The organism is Halorubrum sp. CGM4_25_10-8A (assembly GCF_005435025.1).
Classification (GTDB): Archaea; Halobacteriota; Halobacteria; order Halobacteriales; family Haloferacaceae; genus Halorubrum; species Halorubrum ezzemoulense.
On record NZ_SGTX01000012.1, the window covers coordinates 63,497 to 75,442 of the forward strand.

The window sequence follows — 11,946 nt, forward strand, 5'->3', positions numbered from 1 at the left end:
GCCGTGGCGCTCGGTTCGACGTTCGCCCCGCCTACGCGACGATCTCGTCGGTGATCGCCGGCGTGTCCATCGCGTTCGCGATCGGGCTGATCACCCGGTACGTCCCCCGTTGGCCACCGTCGGAGGAGTCGTCCCAGTGAGGCGTGAACGGCTTGTCTTCGGCGTGCGGGCTGTCTTCTAGCATCGCTCGGGGCGCACCCCCGGCCAGGTAGACGTCGAAGGAGTTCGACTCGAACTCCGTCCAGAAGTTACTCTTGTGGAACGGGAACAACACGCGGACGTAGTAGTCCTTCCGTATCTCGCGTTTCTTCACCTCGTTGTTGTACCAGCCAATCACGTCGAAGTGGGTACACACCGCCTTCTCCGCGCCCGTGTAGGGGAACGACGACCGGACCTCCACGGCGGCGCTCTCGCCGCGGCCGCGGTCGACGGTGATGTCGACCTGTTCCTGTGGGGTGTCCCACTCGTCGTCTTGGAACACGTCCGCGCCCGTGTCGCGCCGCTCGGCCGTTCGGGTGAGCCAGTCTTTCCACACCCACTCCGCCAGCACTCCCGAGATACCGTCGACGCTCTGCGTGTCGGCCGACCTGCCGCGGGAGCTGTCCCGGGCCATCCGTCCGTCGGAGCCCTCAGCGAGACGCTCCCCGTCGTCTCGTAGCTCGTCGAGCAGCGCGCGGTCCTCGCCGCCGTAGTCGAACCGATACCGAACGCAGTCGAAGCCGCCGTGCCCGTCGCAGTCTATCGTTTCCGTCGTGATGTCCATCGACGTTCCGTCTAAACAGTCAGCTATCTTATAGAGATATCGCCGGTCGTGAGGCGGTGCCCTTATCCCCGGCAGCTACCTCCCCCCGGTAACCGATCGATATGCCTGCGGACGATATCACGGAGCCCCCCGAACACGCCGTCTCCTCGCCGAACACACCGATGTACAACATGGTTCGGTTCTGGGGGCGGAAGCCACAGAACCTCGTCACGAGCTACATCGAGCAGTTCACCGACGAGGGAGAGACGGTGCTGGACCCGTTCTCCGGGAGCGGCGTCACCGCCTTGGAGGCGCTCCGGGCGGACCGTCGCGGTATCTACAACGACCTGAACCCGCTGTTCCGCCACATCGCCCGCACGACCGCCGCTCACGTGGACTTGGACGAACTCGAAGACGGGTTCGACACCGTGATGGAGAACCTCCGGTACCGGCGCCACGAGGTCGGCGGCGCCGACGGCGACGCGCAGCGGTCATTCCGGTGGCTCTACGAGACGACGTGCCGGAACTGCGGCCACGAACGGGCGCGGACGCTCGAAACGACCGCGACTCGGGTGTACTCACCCAGTCCGGGGCAAGCGAGCGAGCCGATATCCGGCGACGGGACGCTCGATGCCCTTGCGACGGAAATCTACGATCAGCTCAGCGAGGCCGAGCGCCTCTCGCACGACGCGTTGGTGGAGCGCATCGACTTAGACGAGTTCGGCGACGCGCGCAAGTCGGAGATAACGCGGGCGATCAACCAGCGGCTGTTCGAAAACGGGTACATCCGGATCGAGGAGGACGTTCCGAACGAGCTCAAGTACGTCTGTCCGGAGTGCGACGCGAGTGAAACGGTCCCGCTGGACGAGGCGGACGAGGCCAAACTCGACCGGATCGGCGAGCTCTCGCCCCCCTATTACTACCCCGACAACGAGCTGGTGTACCCCAACGGACAGGACTTCTACACGAGTCGTCCGGGGACCGAGCGCGTCGACAAGCTGTTCACCGACCGGAATCTGATCGCGCTGTCTATCCTCCGGCACGAGATACACCGGCTGGAAACACAGGAATTTGACCGGACCGTCGTTGACGCCCTCCTGCTCACTTTCGTCGCCATTCTCGAACACGTGAGCCGGATGCAGCGGCCGAACAAGAAGGGCTGGGCGGCGAAGAACTACGTCATCCACCCGGAGAACCTCGAACTCAACGTCGCGCACGCGTTCCGGAACCGGTTCTCGACCGTGCTCGACGGCATGCGCGAGGCGAACGACGAACTGAACGGGGGCGACCCCGTGGGAGACCGAGGGAGGTTCATCCAGGGAGACGCGCGCGACCTCCCGGTCGACGACCAGTCGGTACAGTACGTGTTCACCGATCCCGAGTACGGCGACGCCGTCCAGTACTTCGAGCTCAGCTACATGGCGAACAGCTGGCTGGACAGCAGCGTCAACTGGGAGGACGAAATCGTCGTCAATCCGCGCCAAGAGAAGCCGCGGGAGCGCTACGAGGAGATGCTCGCGGCGGCGTTCGAGGAGGTGTTCCGAGTGCTCGAAAGCGGCGGACATCTGACGGTCACGTTCCACAGCAGCGAACTCAAATACTGGAACTCCCTGATACACGCGATCCAGCAGGCCGGGTTCGACTACGTCGACGCGGTCTATCAGGTTCCCGCACAGGAGTACACGAACTGGATCAACCGCCGGAAGCCGGGGACGATGAACGGCGACATCTACATCACGTTCCGGCGACCGGAGACCCGGGAACAGCCCGAACTGGACTTCGGTGACATTCAGGCGGTCCGGGAGTCCATCTTGGAGGAGGCGAAGCGCGTCATCCGGCTCCACGACGGCCGCGCGACGTACGATCAGCTGGTCCGCGGGGTGACGCTGCGGCTCATCGAGGACAACAGGATGCACTCCGAACAGGTGCGCGACTTCGACTATCGCCGCCTCTTCGACGATTACCTCGAACGCACCCCCGACGGCGACGCGTGGACGACCGCCGACTGGGCGGCGACCGACGAGGTCGAGTACATCCCGCTCCAGCGCCGCATCAGGTGGCTGATCGAATCCGTCTACGCGGGGAAGGAGGGGTCCGCCGCCACGCTCGACGAGATCCTCTCGCGGATCTTCACGAGCCTCAAGGACGCGCAGACGCCGGAGAACCAAGAGATATTGGACGTGTTACAGTCGACCGCTGAGCCGGTCGAGAAAGACGGCGTCGTCTACTGGCGGCGACGCGACTCGTACCAGCAGACGCTCGCCGGAAACACCTTGGCCGAGGAGGAGGGCCTGGTCGACACGGAAACGCAGCGCGAGCAGCTGGAACTGGACCACGACCGGATCATCAACCGACTCGCCGAGTTCGGCAAGTCCGTCGGCTACGACGCGTGGATCGGGGACCCGGAGACCGATCGCAGCGAGGTCCTCCGCGATACGCAGACGCGGCTGCGGATACCCGGCGACTTCTCCGACACCGTTCGCGAGCGGCTCAGGAACGTCGACCTGATCTGGTTCGACGGCGAGACGCCGGTCGCGATGTTCGAGGTGGAGCACTCGACGGACCCGCAGGACGGAATCGTTCGCATGGGGAACGCGTACGCGGAAACCGGCGCGACGCCCCGGGCCGTGTCCGTCGTCCCCGACAACCGATACGATCGATGGGAGAAGGCCGTCACGCAGCCCGCCCTCGACGAGTTGACCGACGACAACCCGTTCCGCTGTCTCACGTATTCGAAGCTGATCGAGCTCCTCGGCGGGCGCCGGTCGCCCGCGGAGCGGGGCGAAGAACGGCTGTTCGAACTCGCGACGACGCCGCCCTGACTCGGCGAGCCCCGCCCGCGACGCGAACCGGCGTCGTCGACCGGGCTCTCAACGAGGCTCGGGCCCGATCTCGGTCCCCAGTACGATGGTTTAACCCCGTGTCGGTTCTCTCCGGGTGTATATGAGCGATGAGCGTGACCGACTGGAGAAACCGTCCAACGCGGCCGCCATACGGGCGAAACTTCGTGAGATTGTGCCGAGCGCGTTCTCCGAGGGAGAGCTCGACGCGGCGAAGCTCGAATCGCTGCTCGACGCCGACGGTGAGTCGTCGGGGGCGGAGCGGTACGAGCTCTCGTGGGCCGGAAAGGGCGAGGCCACCGCACGCGCCCAGGCGGCGACGGAGCAGACGCTGGTCCCGCGTCCCGACGAGAGCGTCGACTACGGGGAGTCGGGCAACCACTTCATCGAGGGCGAGAACCTCGCGACCCTGAAGACGCTCCAGCGGTCCTACCAGCAGCGAATAAAGATGATCTACCTCGACCCGCCGTACAACACCGGGTCGGATTTCATCTACAAGGACGACTACTCGACCGCGGCCGCCGACTACGAGCGGGAGACCGGCCAGCGGACGGCGGACGGCGACAAGCTGGTGAGCAACCCGGAGACGAACGGGCGGTACCACAGCGACTGGCTGTCGATGATGTATCCCCGGCTGTTCCTCGGGCGGAATCTCCTCCGGAACGACGGGGCGATCTTCGTGAGCATCGATCACAACGAGTACCACAACCTCCGCCACCTCATGGACGAGATCTACGGCGAGGACAACTACGTCGGCACCTTCGTCTGGAAGCGCCGGACCCCCGACGCACGGAACTCGGGCGGGATGTCCATCGACCACGAGTACGTCGTGGTGTACCAGCGGTCCGACGCGTTCGAGATGCGGGGCGTCGAGAAGTCGTTCGACAACTACACGAACCCGGACGACGATCCCCGCGGCCCGTGGGTCGCCGGCGATCTGAAGAACTCGCGGACGAAAGACGAGCGGCCGACGATGTTCTACGAGATCACGGACCCCGAGACCGGCCACACCTATCAGCCGGACCCGAACAGCGTCTGGCGCCTCGGCGAGGAGACGATGCGGCAGTACATCGAGGAGGGTCGGATCCTCTTCCCCGACGACGGCGAGGGCGTGCCCAAGTTCAAACGCTTCCAAAACGAGATCGAGAGCCGGTACAAGCCGCTCTCGTCGTGGATCGAAACGACGACGACCGACGAGGACATCGAGCTGTTCGAGGACGCCTTCGACCGCACCGTCCTCCAGACGGGGATGACCGGCACGGCGACGCGCGAGCTGAAATCGCTGTTCGGCTACAAGGCGTACGACTTCCCCAAGTCGACGGACCTGATCCGGAAGCTGATCCGCCACAGCGTGGACGGCGGCGACATCGTCTTGGACTTCTTCGCGGGATCGGGGACGACGGGCCACGCGGTCATGCAGCTCAACGCGACCGAGGAGTTCGACGACCCCGTCCGGTTCATGCTCGTCCAACTGGACGACGAACTCGACGAGCCGCGGGGGGAAGAGACGACCCACGCGGAGGTCTGCGAGCGGCGCCTGCGGCTGGCGAGCGAGCAGGTCGCCGACGACCACGACCTGCCGGACGCCGCTCCGGGGCTCGGCTTCGACAAGTACACGCTTGGGGAGTCGCGCTTCGAGCGGTGGGGACGCCCCGACACGGAGTCGGAAGCCCGCGCCGCGCTCGAACGATACGCGGCCGGCGCCGGCTCGGCCGTCGATCTGACCGATCCGGACGCCGCGCTGGTCGAGGTACAGCTCCTGCTCGGGTTCTCGCTGGACGCCGCCGTCGAGGCCCTCGCGGACCACACCTATCACCTGTCCGAAGACGACCGCGACGCGCTGGTCACCTTCGCGGAATCGGTGACGTACGAGACGCTCACCGAGTTCGATCTCCCGGCGGACACGCAGTACGTCTGCTTGGACGGGAGCCTCTCCGATACGGACAAGGAACGCCTCAACCGCGACCTCTCGCTCCGAACGATCTGACCATGGAATTCGAATTCGATCCCGACCTCGAGTATCAGCAGGAGGCCGTCGACGCGGTCACCGACATCTTCGACGGCCAGCCGAACGTCGGCGAGCAGCCCGCGTTCGGGACGCACGGGACGACCGTTCCGAACGAGTTAGCACTCTCCGAGGAGCAGCTCACGGCCAACACGCGAAAGGTCCAGCGGCGTCACGACCTCGCACAGAGCGACGACCTCTATCGGGCGGCCGACGGCGAGACGACCGACCTGTTGAGCTTCAGCGTCGACATGGAGACCGGGACGGGCAAGACGTACGTCTACCTCCGGACGATCCACGAGCTCTACCGGCGGTACGGCTGGCGAAAGTTCCTCATCGTCGTTCCGAGCGTGGCGATCCGCGAGGGCGTCGTGAAAACGATACAGCAGACGCGAGCCCACTTCGACTCGCTGTATTCGCGGCCGCCGTTCAACTGGACCGAGTACGACTCGTCGACGCTGAGCGACGTGATCCGGTTCGGCAGCAGCAGCCAGATCGAGGTCATGGTCATGACGCTCCAGAGCATCAACCGGAGCGACGAGAACGTCATGTTCCGGCCTCACGACAAGCTCAACGGCGACCGCCCGGTCGACCGCATCGCGGCGACCAATCCGATCGCCGTCTTGGACGAGCCGCAGAACATGGAGGGCGAGAAGAGCAAAGCGGCCATCTCGGCGTTGGACCCCCTCTGTACGCTTCGGTACTCGGCGACGCACCGACGGATCAGAAACAAGGTGTACGAGCTCTCGCCCGTCGACGCGCACGAGAAGGGGTTGGTGAAAACCATCGAAGTGCTCTCCGTCGTCCAAGACGAGGACTTCGACAAGCGATACGTTCGACCGCTGTCGTTCGACGCCGGTCCGAAGGCACGGATAGAGCTGTACAAGGACCGGTCGACCGGGGCCCAACTTGGAAAGAAGACGGTCCGCGCCGGGGACAGCCTCTACGCGGCGAGCAACGGCTTACCGCCGTACGAGGGTGTCGAGGTGGCGTCGATCGACGCCCGCCACGAAGTCATCGAGCTCAGCGACGGGACGCGGCTCCACAGCGGGGAGTCCACGGACACCGACATCGAGACGATCCAGCACCGGCAGATCCGGGAGACGGTCCGCGAGCACTTCGAGAAGGCGCTCGACTACCGCCGAGACGGGATCAAAGTCTTGAGCCTCTTTTTCATCGATCGGATCGACAACTTCCGCGGCAGGAGCGGCGACGAGACCGGCCACCTCTGGGAAGCCTTCTGCGAGGCGTTCACCGAGCTGAAGGCCGAAGACCGGTACAGCGATCTGTTCCCCGATCAGTCGCCGGAGGACGTCGCCGGCGCGTACTTCGCCACGACGACGAGCGGCGACATCAAGGTGCGAGAGAGCTCGATCCGGGACGACGTGGAGTCGTACGAGCTCATCATGCGAGATAAGGAAACGCTGCTCTCCGCCGACGAGCCGACGCAGTTCATCTTCTCGCACAGCGCGCTCCAGGAGGGGTGGGACAACCCCAACGTCTTCCAGATCTGTACGCTCAACAATACGGTCAGTTCGGTGAAGAAACGCCAGGAGATCGGACGCGGCGTTCGACTCCCCGTCTATCAGGACGGGACGCGCCTGCCGCCGGGCGACCGGCGCAATCGCCTCACGGTGATCGCCAACGAGAGCTACGCCGACTACGCCGACGACCTCCAGGCGGAGTACAGTTCGGCGACTGACTACGGCGACGACATGCGCGCGCAGACGAATGATCACCGGGACCGGACCGTCGTCACGCCGCGGACAGAGGTCGTCGACGAGTCCCCGGCGTTCGCGAGGCTGTGGGAGCGGATCGCGCCGAAAACGACGTACACGACGACGATCGATTCGCCGGCGCTCGTCGAGAGCGCGGCGGCCGAACTCGCCGGCGTCACGGTCGACGAGCCGCGGCTCCGCGTCTCCCGCGGAGAGCTATCGATGGACGACGGCGCCGACATCGAGACGGTGGGCATCGCCTCGCAGGTGGAGTCCGTCGACCGCGACGGCCCGCTCCCGGATGTCGTCAGTCATATCGCCGCCGAGACGGGGCTGACGAAGCAAACAGTCGCAGAGATCATCCTCGAATCCGAGACGGTCGACCAGCTACTGAAGAACCCCCACGCGTATCGGGTCGCGGCCCGCGAGACGATCGACGCGGTCAAAACCGAGTACGTGGTCGAACACATCGACTACGAGCGGATCGGCGATGCGCACCCGACGGACATCCTCAGCGAGGTCGAGACCTACGCCGAAAATACTGTCAGCGTGGACAAGAGCGTCTACGATAAGGTTATCTGCGACAGCGAGGGTGAGCGGCGGTTCGCGCGCCGCCTCGACCGGGACGACTCCGTCGCGCTGTTCATCAAGCTCCCGCGCGAGTATCAGCTCCCCACGCCGATAGGGCCGTACAACCCGGACTGGGCCGTCCTCTTCGACAAGGAGACGGCGGTCCGCGCGGACGCGGAAGACCGCCGACTGTACCTCATCAGGGAGACGAAGTTCGGCACCGAAGACGACCTCCGGCCGTCCGAGGCGACGAAGATCGAGTGCGCCCGCGCTCACTACGACGCGCTGAACGTCGACTTCGACCTCGCGACCGACTTTCGGGACGACGATATCATCGAAGACGTCCTCAACATCGACGTCGACGCCGAGTGAGGCGCTCACCGAGCGTTGATCGGTCTCGGAGTGGGCCGATATCGCTGCCCTCGCTCACGGCCGGTCTCCTCTCGTCGTCGGACCGTTCGCGTATCGGCCCGAACCCACAGTCAGAGCCGTGTGGGTCGTTGTCAATGGCCTCTGCCAGAGGGCTCTCAGCGAAGGGACGACAACATATTTCAGCAAACTTTTCCGCCTCTAGTCCCTCTAGCAGGTCGGTGTAACCGGAACACCACGTCAGAGGCAGACCCGCGCATATCTCTCCTCGCTTGCTTCGGGACGGCTTCCAGTTTCACCGTCGTCGATCGCAACTCGATCGATACCGTCACCGGTCCGCGCTCGTTGACGCGGTCGGAGGTCCACGAACGTGGCGCCGTGCGCTACGGCTAGGCTACGATGGGGCTGACCACGTCGCGGTATCCGTGGACACGACGGTCGAATTCTACTGGTACAGAAGGCTCTAATTATCGAGAGTTAGGACGGAATTAGGTGGCTGGGGAGTTCCCGGCCCCTAACACGCCACGGCCGAAGACCGTGGGCGTTGTAGGTGGGCCAACACGGATTTGAACCGTGGACCTCCCGGTTATCAGCCGAGCGCTCAACCTGACTGAGCTATTGGCCCAGGTGAGCGCATTCAGTCGTTGCGCGGGTAGGATTTTAAGGGTTTCCTTTCGAAGGCCGCCCCGCCGTGTGGCGGTTTCACGGGGGATCGCGACCCCGGCGCCGTCAGTCGCTTCCCTTCCGCTCCTCCTCTTCGACGGTGAAGTCCACGTCGACGACGTCGTCGTCCGTCGACGCGCCACCGGAGCCCGCGTTCCCTGCGACGCTCTCGTCGGCGTCCGTGCCGCTGCCGCCGTCGAACCCGTCGGGGTCGCCCCCGGGACCACCGGGGAAGCCGCCGCCCATCGAGAACCCGCCCTCACCGTCGCCCGGGAAGCCGCCGACGTAGACGTTCCCCGAGAAGAAGCCGTCCGTCTCGCGTTCGAGGTACGGGACGACGACGTACTTCTTCAGGGCCATTCGGATCGGAACCCGCGAGAGCGGGAGGGCAAGCAGGAACCCGACGGCGTCGGTGACGAGCCCCGGCGTGAGCAGGAACGCACCCGCGGCGATGAGCAGCCCGCCGTCGAGCAGTTCGTCGGTCGGCGGCGAGCCCCGGGCCAGTTTGCGTTGGATGCGCGCGAGCGTCGCGCGTCCCTCGGCGCGCAGCAGGAGCATGCCGAGGACGGCCGTCAACACGACGAGCGCGACCGTGACGGCCCACCCGAGCCGCGTCGCGACCACGATCAGGAACAGCGCGTCCACGAGGGGGACGACGAGCAGCAGCGCGAGCAGCGTTCGCGGGCGCATACCCCCGCCTTCCCGCCGGGCACGCATAGCCCTTTTCGTCGCGGTCGCCCGCATCGCCGGTCGCGTCCACCGCGACCGCCACCGCTTTGCCCGCCCGGTCCGAGCCCGCGGTATGGACATCGTCGGCGCGCTCGGACGCGACCCGCCGGACCGCGAGTCGCTGCCGCGGTGGGTCGCGCCGCTCCCGAAACGGCTGGAGGACGTCGCCTTCCGGTTCGCGTGGGTCATCGTCGTCATCAACCTCGTCGGCACCGCGTTCGGCTTCTGGTACTACCGGTTCCAGTTCCGCGCCCTCCCGACGGAGATGTGGCTCTTCATCCCCGACAGCCCCGGCGCGACGCTGCTCATCGCGCTCGCGCTCGGCGCGTGGGCGCTCGGGCGGTCGAGCGACACCCTCGCCGCGCTCGCCTTCTTCGGCAACGTCAAGCTCGGGCTGTGGACCCCGTACGTCCTCGTCGTCTTCTGGCCGGAGTTCCTCGCGGTCAACGGCCCCGGGCTGTACGCGTTCCTGCTCGTGAGCCACCTCGCGATGGTCGTTCAGGCGTTCGTCCTCTACCGCATCACCGACTTCCCGCTCCGCGCGGTGGCGATCGCGACCGCGTGGTACACCGTCGACCTGCTGATGGACTACTTTGTCCCCGTGATCGGCGACGTGACACACACCGCGCTGCCGTACGCCGACGGCGAGCCGTGGTTCACGACGACCGTGCTTCAGGTCGCGGCCGCCGGCGCGGTCGTACTTACCGTGATCCCGCTGTTCTGGACGCTCGGAACCCGTATCGCGACGCTCCGACGCCGCGCGGGCGACCTCGGGACGTAGCCAGTCCGACGCCACCTCCCGCTCACCGATTTAAGTGATCGGCCCGCTTCGACTGTGCTATGAGCCACTACGAGCGGATCGCCGACATGTCGGTGACGATCGAGTCCGTCGCCCGCCGGCGGTACGTCGCCGACACGACGAGCGGCTTCGAGCGGACGACGACGGAGTACCGGCTCTCCGGCGACGGCGTCGTGGGGCGCGGCGAGGACGTGACCTACGAGACCGCCGACCACGACGCGCTCGCCGGGACCGACCCGATCGACATCGAGGGCGAGTGGACGATCGACGCGCTCTCCGACCGACTCGACGAGATCGACCTCTTCCACGGAACGCCGCCCGAGAACGAGACCGCACGCAACTACCGGCGCTGGGCGGTCGAGAGCGCGGCGCTCGACCTGGCGCTCCGGCAACGCGAGGAGACGCTGGGCGACCGGCTCGGCGTCGACCCCGATTCGGTTCGGTTTGTCGTCTCCACTCGCCTCGGTGATCCCCCGTCGACCGACCGGGTCGAGGAACTGCTCGCGCGCAACGCCGACTTGGAGTTCAAGCTCGACCCCACCGCGGAGTGGCCGCAGTCGGCGTTCGAAACTCTCCGGAAAACCGACGCCGTGCGCGTCCTCGACCTCAAGGGGTGGTACGAGGGGACCGAGGTCGACGTCGAGCCCGACCCGGAGCTGTACCGCGACGTGTTCGCGGCGTTCCCGGCGGCGGTCGTGGAGGACCCCGCGTTCACGCCCGCGACCAGCGCACTCGTCGAGCCGCAGGCTGACCGCCTCTCGTTCGACTACCCGGTCGACGGCGTCGAGAGTCTCGAATCGCTCCCCGTCGAGCCGGGGTGGTGTAATATCAAACCCTCGCGGTTCGGCACCCTCGAATCGCTGTTCGAGACGATCGCATACTGCGAGCGCGAGGGGATCCGGATGTACGGGGGCGGCCAGTTCGAACTCGCCAGCGGCCGCACCGCGATCCAGACGCTCGCCGCGCTCTGTTACTCGGACGGGCCGAACGACGTGGCGCCGCGCGCGTACAACGACCCCGACGCCGAGCCGCCGTACCCGAGGAGCCCGCTCCGCCCGAGCGATGACGCGGTCGGCTTCGAGTTCTGAAGCGAGGGATTCGAGCCGGGCACTGACGCGGTAGTTTATAAACAAATTCGCGGCGGCGCGTGCCTGCGAGGCCGCTCCGCGGCCGAGCAGCACGCGCGAGGGAGTCGGTCGACCGGAGCGAAGCGGAGGGAGGCCGACGAGGCTGGGGAGGCGTGAGGTGCGGTTGCGGGGTGGGACTCAAATAGACAGTTGCGAGGGCGAAGGCGCGCGACGCGAGCACCGCAGGAGCGAGTGGAGCGAGCGACGAGGAGCGTGGTTCGAGAGAGCAAAGCTCTCTCGTTATCACGAGACGCCTCCGGCGTCTCGAACGACAGCGAGCGCACCGAACCCTCGCGACTGAGTCTTTGGAGCTGTTCACCGTCGATCGTTCGTCAGTCAGGTACAGCCGAGCGACTGGGGTCTGGAGGTGTTTTCCGCCGATCC

The 11,946-nt window shown here is 66.1% G+C and carries 7 protein-coding genes and 1 tRNA gene; 5 read left to right on the forward strand and 3 right to left on the reverse strand.

What is annotated here, in order from left to right; genetic code table 11:
- Positions 1 to 31: 31 nt before the first annotated feature.
- Positions 32 to 763 carry a hypothetical protein gene (locus tag EXE52_RS12920; RefSeq protein ID WP_089307559.1) on the reverse strand — a complete coding sequence of 244 codons (732 nt, stop codon included), beginning with the start codon at positions 761 to 763 and terminating at the stop codon, positions 32 to 34.
- A gap of 101 nt (positions 764 to 864) precedes the next feature.
- Between EXE52_RS12920 and EXE52_RS12925 the strand changes: the two genes are divergently transcribed.
- From EXE52_RS12925 to EXE52_RS12935, 3 genes are all read left to right on the forward strand, one after another.
- The gene (locus EXE52_RS12925) at positions 865 to 3,564 is read left to right on the forward strand and encodes a DNA methyltransferase (RefSeq protein ID WP_089307560.1); all 2,700 of its coding nucleotides are present in this window, start codon (positions 865 to 867) and stop codon (positions 3,562 to 3,564) included.
- 121 nt (positions 3,565 to 3,685) lie between these two features.
- Positions 3,686 to 5,569, forward strand: coding sequence for a site-specific DNA-methyltransferase (locus EXE52_RS12930; RefSeq protein WP_089307561.1), 1,884 nt, complete (start codon positions 3,686 to 3,688; stop codon positions 5,567 to 5,569).
- A 2-nt stretch (positions 5,570 to 5,571) separates the two neighbouring features.
- Entirely contained in the window at positions 5,572 to 8,247 is a 2,676-nt protein-coding gene (locus EXE52_RS12935; RefSeq protein WP_089307562.1) for a DEAD/DEAH box helicase family protein, read from the forward strand.
- A gap of 548 nt (positions 8,248 to 8,795) precedes the next feature.
- Here EXE52_RS12935 and EXE52_RS12940 read toward each other — a convergent pair.
- A tRNA-Ile gene (locus tag EXE52_RS12940) sits at positions 8,796 to 8,869 on the reverse strand.
- Positions 8,870 to 8,973: 104 nt separating this feature from the next.
- A complete protein-coding gene (locus tag EXE52_RS12945) occupies positions 8,974 to 9,597 on the reverse strand; it encodes an FxsA family protein (protein WP_086215581.1) in 624 nt (207 codons plus the stop codon).
- Between the two features lie 112 nt (positions 9,598 to 9,709).
- Here EXE52_RS12945 and EXE52_RS12950 point away from each other — a divergent pair, with 112 nt between their 5' ends.
- Together EXE52_RS12950 and EXE52_RS12955 are read left to right on the forward strand one after the other, a co-directional pair.
- Positions 9,710 to 10,417, forward strand: a complete 708-nt coding sequence (locus tag EXE52_RS12950; RefSeq protein ID WP_089307563.1) for a DUF1405 domain-containing protein — start codon at positions 9,710 to 9,712, stop codon at positions 10,415 to 10,417.
- Between the two features lie 59 nt (positions 10,418 to 10,476).
- The gene (locus tag EXE52_RS12955; protein ID WP_089307564.1) at positions 10,477 to 11,523 is read left to right on the forward strand and encodes a hypothetical protein; all 1,047 of its coding nucleotides are present in this window, start codon (positions 10,477 to 10,479) and stop codon (positions 11,521 to 11,523) included.
- Positions 11,524 to 11,946: the final 423 nt, after the last annotated feature.

Coding starts and splice junctions, on each gene's coding strand:
- EXE52_RS12920 (WP_089307559.1), bottom strand. CDS start 763: ATGGACATCACGACGGAAACGATAGACTGCGACGGGCACGGCGGCTTC.
- EXE52_RS12925 (WP_089307560.1), top strand. CDS start 865: ATGCCTGCGGACGATATCACGGAGCCCCCCGAACACGCCGTCTCCTCG.
- EXE52_RS12930 (WP_089307561.1), top strand. CDS start 3,686: ATGAGCGATGAGCGTGACCGACTGGAGAAACCGTCCAACGCGGCCGCC.
- EXE52_RS12935 (WP_089307562.1), top strand. CDS start 5,572: ATGGAATTCGAATTCGATCCCGACCTCGAGTATCAGCAGGAGGCCGTC.
- EXE52_RS12945 (WP_086215581.1), bottom strand. CDS start 9,597: ATGCGCCCGCGAACGCTGCTCGCGCTGCTGCTCGTCGTCCCCCTCGTG.
- EXE52_RS12950 (WP_089307563.1), top strand. CDS start 9,710: ATGGACATCGTCGGCGCGCTCGGACGCGACCCGCCGGACCGCGAGTCG.
- EXE52_RS12955 (WP_089307564.1), top strand. CDS start 10,477: ATGAGCCACTACGAGCGGATCGCCGACATGTCGGTGACGATCGAGTCC.